The following is a 17158-nucleotide window of genomic DNA, read 5'->3' on the forward strand; positions in this document are numbered from 1 at the left end:
TCGACGCTACAGAACGTGGGTACGGCTTACTGGAACAGGTACTTCAGGCCGATCTGCGCACGACGGCCGTAGTACTCCACCTGCAGCGGGCGCTGTGGGCTGCCCTGGTAGTACTTCAACGGCTCGTTGGTGAGATTGCTCAGCTCTGCGAATACCGTCCAGCGATCGAAGGTATAGGAAGCGCTGAAGTCGACCGAGGTGTTGGCGCCGTACCATGCGTCGGTGATGCTGCTGTCTCCATGCGACTCGATGTAGGCCCCCTTGTGGTTGGTGGCCAGACGGGCTGCGAACGCGCCATCGTCGTAGTACACGGTAACGTTGTACAGGCGGTCGGCCTGCCCGGTGATCGGCACGTTGCCGTTACGACCCGGAATGCGCATGCGCGAGTCCATCAGGGTCAGGTTGGCGTTGACACCGAAGTTGCTCCACAGGCCGGGCAGGAAATCGAAGCGGCGCACGAAGGCGAACTCGGCCCCCCACAACTTGGCGTCTTCGCCATTCTCAGGCCGGTAGAAGGTGACGTTGGGGTTGCCGTTGAAACTGCCGGTGCTGCTGCTCTGGAACACCGGATTGCTGATGTTCTTGTAGAACACGCCGCCGGACAGCAGGCCCAACGGACCGGCATACCATTCGGCCATCAGGTCCAGGTTGTCCGAATAGGTCGGGTCCAGGCTGGCGTTGCCGGAGGTGAGGGTGCCATCGGCTTCCATGAACGAGCCACCCGGATTGATGTCGCCGAAGTTCGGCCGCGCAAAGCTGCGGGTCAGGCCCAGCCGCAGGTTGAGATCGCTGCGTGGTGAGAAGCGCACGTTGAGCTGCGGCAGCACCGAGGTATAGCGCTTGCGGCCCAGGTTGGGCACCAGCGCGCTGCTGCCATCGGCATCACGCTCCAGCACCAGCCCGCGCACGTCGGTGGCGGTATGTTCCAGGCGCACGCCGCCGACCACGTCCCAGCGCTCGTCCGGCTTCCAGGTGGCCATCGCATAGGTCGCGTACTGCTTCTCGGCCACGTCGAAGTTGCGGCCCAGCGCTGCACCGTTGGCCACCAGCGCCGAATCGCCCGGTACCAGCACCAGATGCTGCTTGTTCTGCCGGTACCACTCGGCCAGGGCCTGCATCGGCACCACCTGCGAGAAATCGCGGGCGTAGTCACGGCCATTGCCGACGTCGTAGCCACTGCGGTCCGGCTGGTCCATCAACGGGAAGTCCGCCAGGGCCGGCACCGGGCCGCCGGTGGCGGTGTTCCATGCGTAGAACTCGTCGGAGAAGCGCGCGCGGCGCTGCTTGTCGCGGTACTTGGCGCCCATCTTCCAGGTCAGCGTGTCGCTCGCGTCAAAGGTGAAGTCCAGCTGCGCAACCGCCTTGTCCTTCTCGCTGATCGCTACCCGGTACAGCTCGACCGCGCTCAGCGACATCCTCCGCGGGTCCATCGCGAAGCCCGGCGGCAGATGGGTATCGGGGGTGTCGGCGGCAACATTGCCGCCATCGAGGGTGTTGTATGAGTTGCGGCCCAAGCCACGGTCCTGCAGGCCCTGGTAACCGACCTTGCCCTGGTTGAACTGGACCACGAAGTACGCATTGTCGGCACAGGTGGGAATGCAGCCGTAGCGGAAGTCGTTCTCGGCGGTGGCCAGTTTCCAGTCCACCTGGCCGCGACCGAAGGTGTGCTGGCCACCGAACTCGAAGGTCTTGAACTCGGTGATCAGCTCGTTGTGGATGTTCTGCAGCTCGACGCGGTCCCTGTCGAAGCGGTAGCGGTGCTTGTAGTGCGTTTCATCGTCGCTCAGCTCGCCATACTGGCCACGCACGTACAGGCGATGCCCGTCGGCCGGCAGGAACTCCATGCCGCCGTTGACACCGCGGGTGGTGCGCTCACCGGTGTAGTCACGCAGTTCAAGCCGGTAGATGCCCAGGCCGTCGGCACTGCGGCGCGGCTCGAAGTTGTCGGTCGCCCACGGGCGCTTCCAGTAGGTACCGTTGACCAGGAAGCCGAAGCGGCCATCGGCACTGCGGTCACCGTACAGCACGTTGGCGCTGGTGCCGGTGTCGACGGCCTTGTCGTTGTAGTTGCCAGCCACACTGGCGGCGAAGGTGCGGCGCGTCGGTGCGGTGCGGGTGACGAAGTTGACCTGGCCACCGATGGCATCGCCCTCACGATCGGGCGTGAGCGTCTTGCTCACTTCGATGCGCTCGATCAGCTCGGTCGGAAAGAAATCGAATGCCGTGGCACGGCTGGTCGTTTCCTCTTCGGCAGTCGGCAGACGGTCACCGTTGAGGGTGGTCGAGTTCCACTGTGCCGGCAGGCCGCGCACAGCGACGAAGCGGCCTTCGCCCTGGTCACGCTCGATCGACACGCCCGGCACCCGCTGCACCGCCTCGGCCGCGTTGTGGTCAGGCAGCTTGCCAATGCCGTCGGCGCTGACCACGTTCATCAGGTGGCTGGCTTCGCGCTGTGCCTCCAGCGCCATCTTCTCGCCACTGACGATGCTGCCGATCACGGTGACGGTATCCAGGTCGACGGCAGAGGTGGCGGGCACGGTATCGGTCGCGGCCGGAGTGGCGGCCTGGGCGGCCAGCGGGGCATGCAGCAGGGCGAGCAGGCCCAGGGTAAGCGGGTGGCGCGAAGGCAGTGTGGACATGGCGATGGCGGCGGCAAGGGAAAGTGGACCGCTCCGGCGGGAGCGGCGATGGCGGCCACTTTCAATCAGTGCGGTGAAGCGCAGGCGGCATCCACTAGGCAGGTCGGGGCAGCTGTCTAGGCGTTCGTGCCGTGGCAGCTACTGGGCCAGCATGCGACGGCCGGCCACCCAGACCTCGGCCACGTAGTCCGGCGTGGATCCACGCACCCGCAGCAGATCGGCGCGCAGGCCTTCGCCGATGCGACCGCGATCCTGCAGGCCCAGCGCCTGCGCCGGTGCATGGCTGACCGTGGCCACCGCACGTGGCAGGCTCCAGCCCAGCTGCGCGCACAGCACGCCCAACGCCGGCAGCAGGCTGGCAGGCACATAGTCGGAGGACAGCACATCGAGGCAGTCGGCGCGGGCCAGATCCAGCGCCGCCACGTTGCCGGAATGCGAGCCGCCCAGCACCAGGTTGGGTGCACCTGCGACGATCACCAGGCCGGCCGCACGTGCGGCCGCAGCGGCCTCCAGCGTGGTCGGGAACTCGCAGATGCGCGCTCCACAGGCCACGGCTTCATCCACATCCGCAGCCACCGTGTCGTCGTGGCTGGCCAGGTACAGGCCGCGCCTGCGCACCCACTGCAACACCTGTTGCAGGTGTGCAGGGCGATAGCGTGCCTGCTGCGCACGCCGCGCCTGCAGCAGGTCGTCCAGGTAGCCTGTCTTCGTATCGGTCGGCAAACCGTAGTAGGCCGCATAGCGCTGCAGGTTGCGGAACTGGCGCTGCCCCGGGGTGTGATCGGTCAGCGACAGAAGGCGCACCGCCGGGTCATCCAGCAGGGGCTCCAGCAATGGCAGCAACCCGGGATACGGCAACTCGGCACGCAGGTGCAGGTAGTGGTCGCTGCGCAGGCCGCCGGCGCGGCGCGCCTCGACCAACGCTGCATGCGCTGCCTGCAGGGTGCGCACACGCACGCTGTCGGCTTCCACGTCACCCACCGCCAACGCATCGCAGGCGGTAGTGATGCCTGCCGCGAGCAGCTGTGCATCGTGCGCCTGCACCGCCGCCCCAGCCGGAAATGCCACGCCAGGGCGCGGCACCAGGTGCTTCTCCAGATTGTCGGTGTGCAGCTCGACAAACCCCGGCATCAGCCAGTCGCCGCCACAGTCTTCGGCACCCGGCAGGCCCACCCGCCCCTGCCCCACGGCGCGGATGCCAGGCCCATCCAGCACTACATGGCCGTGCACGACCTCGTCGGTCAGCACCAGCTTCAGGTTGTCGAGAATGCGTTCGCTCATGGATTCCACCGTCTGTGTCATGCCGTTGCAACCGCAATGCGTTGATATGCCTTCACGTGCAGTGCACCTGTCTAGTCCAGCAGCCGCAGATGGAGGTTTGATGACCATGACCGACCCGGCCCCGACGCCGCGCGACTCGGCGCTGCCACTGTGGCAGCAGATCGAGCAGGCGCTGCTGCGGCAGATCCGCGAACGGCAGCTGGTGGAAGGCGACCAGCTGCCCTCGGCGCAGGTCCTGGCCAAGCGCTTCGCGGTCAACCGCCACACCGTACGGCGTGCGATCGAGGCGCTGGAGGAGCGCGGCCATGTGCGCACGGAAACCGGCCGCGGCAGCTTCGTGCAGGAGCATCCGTACCACTACCCGATCAGCCGCCGCACGCGCTTCGGCCGGGCCATGCATGACCTGAACGTAGAAAGCCACTACACCCTGCTCGATAGCCGGGTGCAGGTGCCGAGCCGGCAGGTCGCGCGCGCACTTGGCCTGATCGCCGGCGAACGTGTGCATCGGGTGGTGTATTCCAGCCAGGTGGAAGGACGCACGGTGGACCACAGCGAAGCCTATTTCCCAGCGGCCCGCTTTCCGGGGCTGGGCGAGGTGTTCGCTCGCACGCCGTCGGTGACCCGCACGCTGGCCGCCTTCGGGGTGACCGACTACCTGCGCCGGCATACCACGGTCATGGCTCGCCTGCCCGATGCCGGCGTCGCGCGTGTACTCGGACAGTCGACGCGGCGGCCCGTGCTGTGCGTGCACTCGCTGAATGTCGATCCGCAGGGGCAACCGGTGCAGTTCGGCATCACCTGCTTCGCCGGAGACTGGGTGCAGCTGATGGTCAGCAGCGACCTCTAGGAAAAGCGCGGCGGGCATTGCACCCGCCGCGTGCAGCGCCTCACGCTGCGCGGCGCAGTGCCGTGTAGTGGCCGTCCACCAGTTCTTCGGCCAGGCCGAAGCTGAGCGTCATGCCCAGGCCACCGCCGCCGATGGCGTTGACGATGGTCACGCCCGGTGCCGGCTCGGCGACGAATTCGCTGCTGCCATCCAGCAGCTTGGGATAGATACCGTGCCAGGTCTGTGCAATGCGTGCGTCGGGTACCTGCATGAAACGGGACAGGTAGTCGAGCACCTTCTGGTTGATGGTGTGCTCGTCGAACGGATCATGCGTATGTGCATAGGCATGCGAATCACCAATGGTGATTTCACCCAGGCCGTTCTGCGCGGCCATCACGTGGATGCCGAGCTCGATCAGATCGGCATGCTCGGCCTGGTAGCGCGCCTGCAACGGCGCGACATCGGCGGCCTCGCGGAATCCAGCGTAGTGCACCAGCGACAGGCCGCCACAGAGGGCAGCGCCCAGGCGGAACCCGGACGGCTGTGCGGCCAGCCGCAGCATCTGCAGCTTGCAGCGGGTCAGTGGCGCCGCCGCGTACAGCTCGGGATACAGCTGTTCGAACTCCGGACCGCTGCAGACGAACACTTGATCGGCCTCGAACAGGCGGCTGCCAGACCACGCCCGACCGCTCTCCACCGCCGTCACCGGTGTGCGCCAATGGAACTGCACACCGAGCTGTTCATGCAGCACGTCCGGCAGCACGCGGATCGCCTGGCGCGGATCGACCACCAGTTCATCGGCATTGAACAGCGCACCACGCAGCTCGCGCGCGACCAGTGCCGGCGACTTCGCCAGTGCCGCATTGCGATCCAGCAGGCGGCATGGGCGCAGCTGCGCATTGGCCGCCGCATACTGCTGCAGCACGGCCCATTCGTCGTCGGCATGGGCGACATGCAACGAGCCGCTGGGATCGTGCCAGAGGCCGGCAGTGTCGATCAGCTCCTGCCAGATCTGCCGTGAGCGCAGCGCGCGCTCATACAGCGGGCCATTGGGCACGCCGATCGGCCAGACCATGCCGAAGTTGCGGATGGAGGCACCGACAGCGCGTTCATGGCGCTCCAGCACGGTGACCTTGCAGCCACGCACGGCCAGTGCGCGGGCCACGGCCAGACCGACGATGCCGGCACCGACCACCAGGGCGGTTGTGTTCTTCATGGGGATGGACTCAGACGGAGGCGAGTGCCGGCATGCGGGCCAGGCGCAGCGCCTTGTGGTGGAAGTACAGCAGGGACAACAGCAGGCAGGCACCGCCCAGCAGCGACAGATGGATCACGGCACTGGAGAAGAAGCGCACCCAGGACAGCTGCAGGCCGGAGAACTCGTGGCCGAGCAGGACCAGCACGCTGCCGAGGTAGCCGAAGGCATCGGCCAGGTACATCACGAAGCCGACGTTGCCGGCCACCTTGAAAGTGGCGATCAGGCGTTCAAAGAACACGCAGTTGAACGGTACGTAGGCCAGATACAGGCCGAAGCCCACCAGCCCCAGCCACGCCAGCGGATGCAGCATGCCTTCGCGGAACGCCAGCGTGCTCAGTCCTGCAGTGGCCAGGCCAATGAACATCAGCGCGTGCAACGCCATCAGCCCGTTGAGGTTGTTGCGGAACCAGGTCAGGCCGGCGGTCAGTGCCAGCACTGCGAACGCCACCGGCGTTTCGATGGCGGCAAACACGCCGGCGCTGCCACCGTAGCCCAGCTCGCGGAACAGCTCGGCTTCGAAGCTGTCGCGGAAATCGCGGACCACGGTCAGGCACACGTAACACAGGATCATCAGCGCCAGCCCTGGCAGGAAGCGGCGCACGAAGGCACGACGCTGCGCACGGTCCATCGGCAGGCGTGGCGAGCGCTCGCGCAGGTCGGCGGCATCCGGGGCGGGAATGCGTTCGAGCATGCGCACCGACACCAGCAGCAACGGCAGGAACAGCAGTCCGCACAGGAATGGCATCCAGAACTCGCTCACGCCCTGCAGCAGCAGCCACTTGCCGACCGACTTCACTACGCCGGAGGCCATGATGAAGCTGGAGGCAAGGATCGCGCCCATCGCTTCGGTGGTCCGTCGCCCTTCCAGATAGCTGAACACCAGGCCCCAGACCATGCCCAGCGGCAGGCCGTTGAGGAACAGGAACGGGATGTTCCAGGGTGCCGGCACCAGCGCGAAGCCAAGCAGGGCCAGCCAGGAGATGCCTATCAGGCCCAGCAGCAGGCTGGCACGGCGCTCCGCCCGCAGCTCACCGATCACCCGCACGCCGATGAACTTGCTGCACATGTAGCCCAGCACCTGCGCCACCACCAGCCACACCTTGTAGTCGGCGCCGAACAGATGCTGGTTGTCGAACGAGGCGGCTGCAAACGGTTTGCGGAAGGCATACATGCACGCATAGGTGGACAGCGCGGCACTGCCGGCGAACACGGTCAGCGCCAGCGGATGCCCCTGCAGGCGCGCCCACAGCGATGTCCGGTTCATGCAGCGGCGACCGTGCCGGAATGTGCCAGCCCGAGCAGCGCCGGCAGGCGGTCGAGATGATCGATGATGTGGTCCGGCCCGTACGGCAGCAGTTCGGCACGGGTGAACGCGCCAGTGGTGACCGCCACGTTCAGGCCGACACCGGCATTGCGCCCTTCGTTGATGTCGACTTCGGTGTCCCCCACCTTCACCACCGTCGCAGCATCGTTGATACCGGTGCGCTGCATCAGTGCCTGGATCATGTGCGGCGCCGGGCGGCCCGCCGGCACCTCATCGCTGGCCACCAGCGCGTCGATGCGATCGTGCCAGCCGAGTCGTTCGATGATCACCTCGGCGATGTCGCGCGAGAAACCGGTATCCAGACCGATGCGGATGCCGTGCGTGCGCAGCGTGTCGAACAACGCCTCGGCACCCGGCAGCGGTGCGATGCCCGGCGCATGGCGATAGCACTCGAGCATGCGTGCCACAAAGTCGGTATGGATCGATGCCGCGCGCGGGTCGTCCAGCGCGGTCCCCAGCAGCCGCGCGATCGCCTGCGGTTTGGGGTAGCCCATCAACGGGCGCACGTCTTCCACCTCGATGGCGTGGCCGGCGGCGGCCATCGCTTCGGCGAAGGCACGGGCGACCAGGCCCGGGTCGGCAACGGTGGTTCCGGCGATATCAAGGACGGCAAGTCGGTAGCGCATGGCGGCAGGCAGCGTTGAGCGGAGGTGCCCAGCTTCGCTGCGGCCGGCCACGCCCTGATGACAGCGCCCGGACAGGCCGGTGCACCTGTCTAGCCGGTCGGTCCCTGCGCTGCCATGTGCCGTACGTGTTCGGCGGCCTGAGCATGCAGCCAGTCGCGGAACGCGAGGAAGCCCCGATGGCGGGCCGAGCGCTGCGGGTACACCAGCCAATGCGGCCAGTCGGTCTTCAGGCGCTGGCTGGACAGTGCGACCAGCTGGCCGGAATCCAGCAGCAGCCGCGCCCGCGTCACCCGGCCGAGGGCCACGCCCACGCCATCCAGAGCCGCGCGATGGTGCGCCTCCGAATCATCCAGCACCGCCACGAAGCGCGACGGCGGGCTCTGCCCGCTCAACGCGAACCAGGCGCCCCATGCCCCGTCCGGATCACCCAGCAGCGGCCACCGGGTCAACGGCACACGGTCGACGCCTCCCATGCGTTCGATCAGTGCCGGGCTCGCCATCGGCACCAGCCACTCGTCGAACAGCGGCTCCACCACCAGGCCCGGCCATTGCCCGCTGCCCAGACGCAGCGCGGCGTCGAACTGGCGCTGCCGCTCGAAATCAATCAGGCGTTCACTCGACTGCAGGTTGATTTCGATCTGTGGGTGCTCAGCCACGAAGTGACCCAGGCGCGGCACCAGCCACGCCGACGCCATCGACGGCACCGCGCTGATCGTCAGCACGTGCTCGGCGCGTGCGGCATAGGGCTGGAAGGCTTCATTGATCGCATCCAGGTGCGGCCCCACCTGGTCGAGCAGGCGCTGCCCCTCAAGGGTGAGGGTGACACCACGCGGCTGGCGGATGAGCAGTGGCTGCCCGAGCCGTTCTTCCAGCTGCCGCATCTGGTGGCTGAGCGCGCTGACGGTCAGGTTCATCGACGCCGCCGCGCGCGACAGGTTGCCGAGCCGGGCGGCGGCCACGAAGCCCTGCAGGGCATGGAGCGGTGGGCGGGACATCAGGCTTGAATTCCTCTCAAGGCAGGCTTGCGGAAATGTAGCTTTTTGCCCGTCCATGCTGCCCGTATCGTGCAATCCACTCAAGTGGAGGCACGCTCATGAACATCTTCGGCGGCTTGTTGTTCCTGCAGGGCCACGTGGCCAGCGCCGAGCTGGCACGTCAGCTGGCCAGCCCGTCCCCGACACCGCCGCCCGGCAGCATTCCCGGTAGTGCCGGCCGCTGGCCGGCAACCTCGCCGACCGGGAAGCCTGCAGCTGCCGGCCAGCAGCCGGCGCGCCCCTAACGCTGCAGCGCTTCCTGCACCGCGGCAGCCACGTCGGTGTTGTCGATGTAGCTGCCGTCGTTCCAGCGCACATGCTGGCGATAACCAGCATCGACACCCCGCACGCGCTTTCCAAGCAGCTCCGCGCCGGCGCCCTTGGCCCACAACGGCACCAGTGCATTGGAATGGTTGCCGGTGGGACGGAAGCTGATCCCGGGCATGTGGCCACGGCCGTTGTTGCGTACCGGCGCGAAAGCGACGTTCTGTGCATCCGGGCCCATCGGCATGCTGTTGTCGTGGTCGGTGGTGACGATCAACAGGTTGCGCTCCCAGCCACCGTTGCGCTCGATCCAGTCGACCACCGCCGCCACCGCGTCATTGAACTCCACGGTTTCCTCGATCAGCCGGCCGTACTGCGGCTGCTCACTGCACTGGCCGTAATGCCATTCGGTGCCACAGGCGCTGGTATGCGCCGCCCAGTCGGTGGCGCCGCCTTCCACCATCAGGAACAGCCCCTTGGGCGAACGCTGCTGCAGGAACTGCAGCGCGCCGCGGGTCATGGTCGCCAGATCGGGCACGCTGTCGATCTTCCTCACTCCCGAAGGCGTGGCTGCATCCTTGCCCAGCACCTGCAGCTGGCGCGCCTGCTGCAGTGTGTTGGCCACGCGCGGTACACCGATCAGCGGCCTGTCGGCCGGCAGCCGTCCCTGCGCGAGCGCGGCGAACGCTTCCTTGCTGCGGATCAGGCGCCACGGCCCGGACGGATTGCCGCCGATGGTGCTGCCCGCTTCCAGCTGCTGCCAATCCTGCTGCGACACCCACTCCCATGGATTCGCGCAGCCCTCTGCCTTGGCGGCGTCCGTGCCTTCGTTGCAGGCGCGGCCGTCGACACTGTAGCCCGGGCCGCCGGTGCCCATCACCAGGTCCATGTGACCCTGCGCCAGCATCTGGTGGGCGATGGCGTGGTAGTTGTTGCGCGATACGTTCTGCGCCGCGAATGCGGCGGGTGTGGCGTGCGCGAACGGCACCGAGGTGACCACGCCGGTGGCCATGCCCAGGCGCTTGGCGCGCAGCGTATTGAACTCCACGGGTTGGCCATCGTTGTTGAAGTTGATGGCGTTGTTGTAGGTCTTGATGCCCGAGGACAACGCGGTGCCTGCCGCCGCGCTGTCGGTCGCCACCGCCGCCAGGTACTGGTAGCCGACAAAGGGGAGGTCCTGCGCCGGCACCGGCTCGGCATCCCATGCCTTGCCGGCGTCGTAGCCAAGCGTCTGCGCGGTGTCGCCGGTCGGCTGGCTGCTGGCGTTCAGCGGGAAGGTGGTCACCGCCAGGCGCTGCGGGAAATCCGCATAGGGGGCGCCTTCGCGGCTGCCGTACTGCCAGTAGGCAGCGGCATCCCAGGTACCCCAACCCGCGCCGTCATTGATCATCACGATCACGTTGTACGGACGGACTTGACCGGAGGGAACGGCCTCGGCGCGCAGAGCGGGCTGGCAGCCGCCAAGCCCGGCCAGCACAAGCAGCAGCGAGGAGTGGAGCCAGCGGCATGGAATGCGTGCAGTCATCGGATGTCCCGTCGGGCCATCGGCGGCCCCCAATGACGATACGTTATATCGTTGCAATATTTCAGCTTCGTGCAGCCGCCGCGCACTATCCTCCAGAGTCCCCACTGCCATCGTCGCTTCCATGCCGTCTCCTGCTCCTGCGCGTGCACCGCTGTCGTCCATCACCCTCGATGCGGCAACCTTTGCGGTGATTCACCAGCACAACGCGGACATCACCAGGCAACCGGCCTCACTGACCAAGCTGATGACCGCCTACGCGGCTTACGAATGTGTCGAGGAGCGCGGGCGCTCGTGGGGCGACGAAGTCACCATTGCCGGCGACGACGTGCATGCGGTCGCCGACGATGAAACGCGCATGGGCCTGGTACCCGGCGAAACGGTCACGCTCGCGCGCCTGCTGGAAGGGTTGATGATCGTCTCCGGCAATGACGCGGCGCTGGCGATCGCGCGCCACCTGGACGGATCGCAGACTGCGTTCCTGGAGCGCATGAACCGACACGCACGCCAGCTCGGCCTGCGCAGCACCTGGTTCGCCAGCGTCTCCGGCATCACCACGCCGCACCATGCGTCCAGTGCGCGTGACATGGCGGTGCTGGCCGCCTGCCTGTTGAACGATCATCCGCAGATCCTGGCGATCACCGCGCAGCGCGCGTTCGAACATGGCAGCTTCAGCCGCAACAACCAGAACGCCCTGCTGGGCGATGACGGCGTGGATGGATTGAAGACCGGCTATACCCGGGCTGCAGGCTTCTGCCTGGCGGCGACCGCGTGCCGGCCGGTACCCGGGCGTGCGCAGCCGGTGCGGCTGATCACCGTGGCCCTGGGTTCTGAAAGCCGCGAGGCACGCGATGCACGGGTACGTGAGTTGCTGGCTGACGGTTTCGCTGCGCTGGCCGGCACCACCATCGACGCCTGAAGCCGATCAGCGGCGCTTGACCGTAGCCACGATCAGGCGCTGCAGTTCGGCTTCGGCGTCGCGCTTGTCCAGTGCCCCGGCAACCACGGCTTCGGACAGGGCTTCGGCCGCACCGAGAATCGCCCAACGCCCCGCCAGCGGCACCGAGCCGTCAGCGGCGAACGTGCCCAGCCAGGCGTCGCAGTTGTCGATGAAATCCTGCTGGTAACGCCGGCGCACCTCATGCAGCTCCGGCGCGCCGACCAGCGCGGCGAGGATGCCCTGCACTTCACTGCCCTGGCTGAGGATGCAGTCGATGTAACCGGAGGCGATGGCGGCCGCACGATCAGCCAGCTGTGCCCTGGCGCGGCCGATACGCTCGTGGAAGACCACCGTCTGCCGTCCGTCGTAGTCATCGTAGAGCGCGGCCAGCAGGCCGTTGCGGGTCACGAAGTGGTCGTAGGCCACCGGCTTGGTCACGCCCGCCGCTTCGGCCAGCCGCCCCAGCGTCAACGCATCGGTGCCCTCCTCGCCGACCAGCGTCCACGCCACCTCCAGCAGCTGGCGGGCGCGTTGCTCTCGGGTCAGGCGGCGGCGCGTGGGAGCGACGTTGGCAGGCATCGGCGGAACACGGCGATCAGTCCATTGGAGTACCGATTTTACGGCCGATTTCCACCGCAGTCTGCAGGTGAGCCTGCGCAGCGCCACTGTCGGCGTCGAGCAGCAGTTGCGATGACAGCATGCGTGCACCGCAGTAGTCGAAGATGCCCATGTCGATCTGGGTCTTCATTGCGGCACCATAGCCGCGCCGTTCGATCATCTCAGCGCCCACACCACCGACGCCGACCAGGTGCACGCGCAGGCGCTGCAGCTTCTTCTGCACCTTGCCATCGGCGCCATCCTGGTAGGCCCAGCCCTGGGTGAACACGCGATCGATCCATCCCTTCAGCAGCGCGGGGAACGACCACCAGTACAGCGGATAGACCAGCACCAGCGTGTCGGTGGCGTCCAGCCGTGCATGCTCGGCGGCCACATCGGCCGGCACCACGCCGGTGCCACGGAACAGCGCCTGGTCCTGCGCGGTGAAGCGCGGGTCGAAACCCTCGGCCATCAGGTCGGCGTGGGCCACCGTGTTGCCGGCATCGCTCGCAGCGATGGCCTCCCCGATGCGCCGGGCGATGGCATGGGTGAGCGAACCGGGTTCGGGATGGGCGGTGACGATGAGGCTATGCATGCAGGGGCGCTCCAGAATTCATTACCTACCAATGGTAAGTATCAATGCCCGGCACACCAGCACCACCGGTGGGACGCTGTTTTCACACCCCGTATAGTGCCGAGGTTGCCTGTGAGATACCCGACGATGCGCCGATACCTGCTTGCTTCATTGATGTACCTGTTGCTGGCCACCCCGGCACCGCCTGCCCTGGCCGGCGAGCTCACCCCGGCCGAATCGGCCGGCCTGCGCCAGGACGTACAGGCGATGTTGACCGCATTCGCCCAGGGCGATGCCGAGGTGATCATCGCCCGCACGCATCCCAGCCTGAAACGTCTGGCCGGTGGCGATGAGACCTACGCCCAGTCGACCCGCGATACCGTCAAGGCATTGCACAAGGCGGGCGTCGTCGTCATCAGCGACGAAGCGGGTGTACCCGGCCGCACCTATGCCGCCGGTGACGAGGAAGTCTGCTTCGTACCGCGGCAGTCACTGCTGCGTGTGCGCGAAACCGCTATCCGCAGCACCTCGTTCATGGTTGCCGTGCGCCACGTCGGCACATCGCAGTGGCGCTACCTTGATGGCGCCGGGCTGATCGACAATCCAGCGATGCTCCGGCAGCTGTTGCCGGCACTGGAGCCGGGCGTGATCCTGCCCAAGGGCGGAGTGGAAACCCTGTAGCGCAATTGCAGGGCGTCGGTACGCTCCGGCGCATCCATCCACGCATGGCGTCGCTCTGCTGGCTGTCCGCTAGCGGAACAACGCGTTCAACGCCGCGCCCGAGGCCGCCTGCTGCAGGCCATCGAAACGACCGTCCTGCACGATCGGCTGTGTCGCCTGCATCAAACCTCCCCACGCGGCGCGCGCCAGCGCCCCCCCCAGGCTGACCCGGCGCACGCCGAGTGCGGCGATGTCCTGCAGGCTCAGCGGCGTCGGCCCACCGACCAGCAGGTTCACCGGCTTCGTTCCTGCTGCGGCAACCACCGCACGGATCTGCTCGGGGGTCGTGATGCCGGGTGCGTACAGCACATCGGCACCGGCCTCGGCATAGGCGTGCAGGCGCTGCAGCGTGTCCTGCAGGTCGGGCACGCCCACGAAGAAGTTCTCGGCACGCCCGACCAGAAGCACCTCGCCGCCTGCACGGTCGATGGCCGCACGCGCCGCACGCAGGCGTTCGACCGCCTGGTCGATCGGGCGCAGCGGTGCATCGGCCACGCCACTGGCGTCCTCGATCGACAGCGCCGCGATGCCGGTATCGATCGCTGCGGCCACCGCCTCCCCCACCGCCTGCGGCGTGGCGCCGAAGCCATCACCGAAATCGGCATTCAGTGGAAGTGCTGTCGCCGCCGCCATCAGCCGCAGGTGCTCCAGGGTGGCCTGCAGCGACACCGCGCCATCCGGTCGCCCTTCGCTCCAGGCGCAGCCGGCACTGGTGGTGGCCAACGCCAGGAAGCCCTGCCGCTGCAGGTAGCGCGCACTGCCCACGTCCCACGGATTGGGCAGCACGAAGCATCCCTGCGCGTGCAGCTGGCGGAAAGACGTACGCTTGTGCTGTGTGTCGGCATCGGGCGAGGTCATGGCGGGGCTCCGGGGCGGTGGACCTGCACCGTAGCCCGCCGCGCGGTCGCACTCAATGGCGTCGAAGCCGGCCATGCATGAGGTGATGCTGCCTGCTTATTGGACGCCACCGGCCGCACTGCCCGAGCGTGCCTGCTTGCCCACGCCAATGCCGCCACGGAGCCCTTCATGCAACCTGACCCGCATATCTTCATCGCTGACGGCGACGATGACGCCCACTGGGCCGACCTGCTCTCGCCGGCACGGCGGCGCCTGATCGCCTCGGCCGGGCTGGCCGCCGGAGGCCTGGCCAGCGCCTCGACAGCCTCGGCATCGCCCCATGGCGACGTTGTGGCGAACACCACCGAGCCTGGCCGTCCCGGCTTCCGTGCCATCGTGCCGCCGGCGCCCAAGGGGCGCAGTCCCTGGGGCCAGGCCACGGCCAGCGAACCCACCCCGCGGCCAGCCAGCGTCCGTCCCGGCGAGGCCACGCTGCCCACCAGCCCGCGCGCCTATACCGACATCAAGAGCTATCACGCACATATCTACTTCGATGAAGACAGCTTCGAGAAGGCCGCCCTGCTGCGGCGCTGGGCGGCCGAACGCTTCCCGGTGGAACTGGGCAACTGGAACCTGGAGCCGCGCGGCCCGCATGTAACGCCGTCGTTCTACTTCGGCTTCAACAACGACCTGCTGCCGGTGCTGGTGCCCTGGCTGCAGCTCAACAGCCTGGGGCTGACCATCCTGATCCACCCCAACACCGGCGATGGCCGCGCCGACCATCTGTACTACGCCCTGTGGGTAAACCGCGCACAGCCGGTGAACGCCTACAACTGGCCGGTACCCAAGCCGGGCGAGCGGGAGGCATTGGAAGAGGTCTTCCCGAACGTGGTGCCGACGGTGCCGCTGGAGACGTGAGCGGGTGGGTGGCGGGGATGGTGCGTGGCGTGCTGCGCACTTCGGGCTGCCCTTCGGTGGGTGCGCAGCTTGCTGCGCACCGAACTTCCTTCATCCCCGCATGGCGTGGATCTACCGACCGGCGGTCCCTCATCCACGCATGGCGTGGGTCTACCGCATCACCGCCCATGGCAGCATCAGCCCTGCCCCTGCCTGCCGCCATCGTCGGCCTACGTGCACGCATCCCCCGCCCGCACGGCGTTCAGCGCGCCTTGATCCGCCGCCCCGCATAGGGCCGCAAGCGCTTCGGCAGATTTCAAACATACGATTGAAACGCAGCAAACTTCGCCGAACTGGACAGCATCCGCCGGTTCCGCCAGACTGCCGCCCTTTCCCGTCTTCCGGATCCCATGGCGAAGCTGCTGGTCCTGCACGGCCCCAACCTCAACCTGCTCGGCACCCGCGAGCCGGAGGTCTACGGCCACACCACGCTGGCCGACATCGACCAGGCGCTGGCCGCGCAGGCAGCCGCCGCCGGGCACGCCGTGGAGAGCCTGCAGTCCAATGCCGAGCATGTGCTGGTAGATCGCGTGCAGGCTGCGCGCAACGACGGAACCGCTTTCATCCTGATCAACCCCGCCGCCTTCACCCACACCTCGGTCGCCCTGCGTGACGCGCTGGCGGCGGTGGCGCTGCCGTTCATCGAGATCCACCTGTCCAACCCGCATACCCGCGAACCGTTCCGCCAGCACAGCTACTTCAGTGACAAGGCGGTGGGTGTGGTGTGTGGTTTCGGTGCCGACAGCTATCGCTATGCGATGGATGCGGCGCTGGTGCGCGTACAGGCGGCCGTCGCGTGAAGGTGCTGCCGCACGTGCTTGCCAGCATCCTGCTGTGGGCCGGCCTGTGCGGTACCGCCGCGGCATTCGACCGCAAGGACGAAGGCATCGACTGCGCGCATCCGACCACCACCATGGAGAGCGACCTGTGCGCCTCGGACATGGCCGCGGCCGCTGACGCCGAACTCAATACCGTGTACGCCCTGGCGCGCAAGCAACTGCGCACGCCGGCCAAAGGCGGCAGCTGCAGCTACTGCGGCGATGCCGAGCAGCAGCTGGTGCTGGCGCAGCGCGCCTGGGCGCAGCTGCGCGACCACGACTGCAACGCGGTCTATGCCCTCAATTCCGATGGCACGGCACGCAACGGCGCACAGATGCGCTGCCTGACCACCCTCGCGCGCGATCGTACGCGTCAGCTGCGCGAATTCTACGAACTGCTTTGACCCGAGCGCGCTGCGCTCCCCACCACACTGACATCAAGAGCAAAGAGGCCACCATGGATCTCCGCAAAATCAAGAAGCTGATCGACCTGCTGGAAGAGTCGAACCTGGCTGAAATCGAAATCAAGGAAGGCGAAGAGTCGGTGCGCCTGTCGCGCGCCCCGGTGGCCGGCTATGCCGCCCCGGTCGCCGCCCCGGTGTACGCCGCTCCGGCCGCTCCGGCGCCGCAGGCGATGCCGATGCAGTCGCCGACCGAAGCCTCGACCGGCGGCACCGCCAAGCCGGGCCCGGCGCTGCCGGAAGGCCACGTGCTGCGCTCGCCGATGGTCGGCACCTTCTACGCGTCGTCCGCCCCGGACAAGCCGGCCTTCGTCACCGTCGGCCAGCAGGTCAAGGAAGGCGAGACCCTGGCCATCATCGAAGCAATGAAGATGTTCAACCCGATCGAGGCCGACAAGTCCGGCACCATCGTCGCCATCCTCGGCGAGAACGGCCAGCCGGTGGAATTCGACCAGCCGCTGTTCGTGATCGGCTGAGGGG

The 17158-nt window shown here is 67.4% G+C and carries 18 protein-coding genes; 8 read left to right on the top strand and 10 right to left on the bottom strand.

Going from position 1 to position 17158, the window contains the following annotated elements; all coding sequences use genetic code 11:
- Window positions 1-26: 26 nt before the first annotated feature.
- Window positions 27-2639 carry a TonB-dependent receptor gene (locus tag EZ304_RS09025; RefSeq protein ID WP_142806847.1) on the bottom strand — a complete coding sequence of 871 codons (2613 nt, stop codon included), beginning with the start codon at window positions 2637-2639 and terminating at the stop codon, window positions 27-29.
- A gap of 138 nt (window positions 2640-2777) precedes the next feature.
- Window positions 2778-3920: an alpha-D-ribose 1-methylphosphonate 5-triphosphate diphosphatase gene (locus tag EZ304_RS09030; protein WP_142806848.1), complete on the bottom strand. Its 1143-nt coding sequence runs from the start codon at window positions 3918-3920 to the stop codon at window positions 2778-2780.
- Window positions 3921-4020: 100 nt separating this feature from the next.
- Between EZ304_RS09030 and phnF the strand changes: the two genes are divergently transcribed.
- Window positions 4021-4767: a phosphonate metabolism transcriptional regulator PhnF gene (gene phnF / locus EZ304_RS09035; RefSeq protein WP_185959226.1), complete on the top strand. Its 747-nt coding sequence runs from the start codon at window positions 4021-4023 to the stop codon at window positions 4765-4767.
- Window positions 4768-4807: 40 nt separating this feature from the next.
- Here phnF and EZ304_RS09040 read toward each other — a convergent pair whose 3' ends face one another.
- The 4 genes from EZ304_RS09040 to EZ304_RS09055 form a co-directional block, all read right to left on the bottom strand.
- Complete coding sequence (locus tag EZ304_RS09040; protein WP_260678405.1) at window positions 4808-5962, bottom strand: TIGR03364 family FAD-dependent oxidoreductase; 1155 nt, start codon at window positions 5960-5962, stop codon at window positions 4808-4810.
- Between the two features lie 10 nt (window positions 5963-5972).
- Window positions 5973-7268, bottom strand: coding sequence for a DUF5690 family protein (locus EZ304_RS09045; RefSeq protein WP_142806850.1), 1296 nt, complete (start codon window positions 7266-7268; stop codon window positions 5973-5975).
- The gene (locus EZ304_RS09050; RefSeq protein ID WP_142806851.1) at window positions 7265-7954 is read right to left on the bottom strand and encodes an HAD-IA family hydrolase; all 690 of its coding nucleotides are present in this window, start codon (window positions 7952-7954) and stop codon (window positions 7265-7267) included. The genes EZ304_RS09045 and EZ304_RS09050 overlap by 4 nt, the downstream gene beginning before the upstream one ends.
- Window positions 7955-8043: 89 nt before the next feature.
- Window positions 8044-8949, bottom strand: coding sequence for a LysR substrate-binding domain-containing protein (locus EZ304_RS09055; protein WP_142806852.1), 906 nt, complete (start codon window positions 8947-8949; stop codon window positions 8044-8046).
- 98 nt (window positions 8950-9047) lie between these two features.
- On the opposite strand from EZ304_RS09055, the gene EZ304_RS09060 reads away from it, so the two are divergent.
- Complete coding sequence (locus EZ304_RS09060; RefSeq protein WP_142806853.1) at window positions 9048-9233, top strand: hypothetical protein; 186 nt, start codon at window positions 9048-9050, stop codon at window positions 9231-9233.
- Here the strand turns inward: EZ304_RS09060 and EZ304_RS09065 are convergent.
- Window positions 9230-10777 carry an alkaline phosphatase gene (locus tag EZ304_RS09065; protein WP_142806854.1) on the bottom strand — a complete coding sequence of 516 codons (1548 nt, stop codon included), beginning with the start codon at window positions 10775-10777 and terminating at the stop codon, window positions 9230-9232. The two genes, EZ304_RS09060 and EZ304_RS09065, sit on opposite strands and share 4 nt — an antisense overlap.
- Window positions 10778-10898: 121 nt before the next feature.
- On the opposite strand from EZ304_RS09065, the gene EZ304_RS09070 reads away from it, so the two are divergent.
- Entirely contained in the window at window positions 10899-11693 is a 795-nt protein-coding gene (locus tag EZ304_RS09070) for a D-alanyl-D-alanine carboxypeptidase family protein (protein WP_142806855.1), read from the top strand.
- Between the two features lie 6 nt (window positions 11694-11699).
- Here the strand turns inward: EZ304_RS09070 and EZ304_RS09075 are convergent, their stop codons facing one another.
- Both EZ304_RS09075 and EZ304_RS09080 read right to left on the bottom strand, forming a co-directional pair.
- Window positions 11700-12293 (bottom strand): TetR/AcrR family transcriptional regulator, encoded by a 594-nt coding sequence (locus EZ304_RS09075; protein ID WP_099554441.1) that lies wholly within the window; start codon window positions 12291-12293, stop codon window positions 11700-11702.
- A gap of 16 nt (window positions 12294-12309) precedes the next feature.
- Window positions 12310-12906 carry an NAD(P)H-dependent oxidoreductase gene (locus tag EZ304_RS09080; RefSeq protein WP_142806856.1) on the bottom strand — a complete coding sequence of 199 codons (597 nt, stop codon included), beginning with the start codon at window positions 12904-12906 and terminating at the stop codon, window positions 12310-12312.
- A gap of 126 nt (window positions 12907-13032) precedes the next feature.
- On the opposite strand from EZ304_RS09080, the gene EZ304_RS09085 reads away from it, so the two are divergent.
- On the top strand, window positions 13033-13566 hold the full coding sequence (locus EZ304_RS09085) for a hypothetical protein (protein WP_142806857.1): 534 nt from the start codon (window positions 13033-13035) through the stop codon (window positions 13564-13566).
- A 69-nt stretch (window positions 13567-13635) separates the two neighbouring features.
- On the opposite strand, the gene EZ304_RS09090 is transcribed toward EZ304_RS09085, so the two are convergent.
- On the bottom strand, window positions 13636-14463 hold the full coding sequence (locus tag EZ304_RS09090; RefSeq protein WP_142806858.1) for an isocitrate lyase/PEP mutase family protein: 828 nt from the start codon (window positions 14461-14463) through the stop codon (window positions 13636-13638).
- A gap of 168 nt (window positions 14464-14631) precedes the next feature.
- Here EZ304_RS09090 and EZ304_RS09095 point away from each other — a divergent pair, with 168 nt between their 5' ends.
- From EZ304_RS09095 to accB, 4 genes are all read left to right on the top strand, one after another.
- Window positions 14632-15360: a DOPA 4,5-dioxygenase family protein gene (locus EZ304_RS09095; RefSeq protein ID WP_099554432.1), complete on the top strand. Its 729-nt coding sequence runs from the start codon at window positions 14632-14634 to the stop codon at window positions 15358-15360.
- A 389-nt stretch (window positions 15361-15749) separates the two neighbouring features.
- On the top strand, window positions 15750-16199 hold the full coding sequence (gene aroQ, locus EZ304_RS09100; RefSeq protein ID WP_099554431.1) for a type II 3-dehydroquinate dehydratase: 450 nt from the start codon (window positions 15750-15752) through the stop codon (window positions 16197-16199).
- Window positions 16196-16621 (top strand): lysozyme inhibitor LprI family protein, encoded by a 426-nt coding sequence (locus EZ304_RS09105; protein WP_142806859.1) that lies wholly within the window; start codon window positions 16196-16198, stop codon window positions 16619-16621. Before aroQ ends, EZ304_RS09105 begins: the two co-directional genes overlap by 4 nt.
- Window positions 16622-16674: 53 nt before the next feature.
- On the top strand, window positions 16675-17154 hold the full coding sequence (accB, locus tag EZ304_RS09110) for an acetyl-CoA carboxylase biotin carboxyl carrier protein (protein WP_010481080.1): 480 nt from the start codon (window positions 16675-16677) through the stop codon (window positions 17152-17154).
- The last annotated feature ends 4 nt before the right edge of the window (window positions 17155-17158 follow it).

Origin of the sequence: Stenotrophomonas maltophilia, from assembly GCF_006974125.1 — a bacterium.
Classification (GTDB): Bacteria; Pseudomonadota; Gammaproteobacteria; order Xanthomonadales; family Xanthomonadaceae; genus Stenotrophomonas; species Stenotrophomonas maltophilia_O.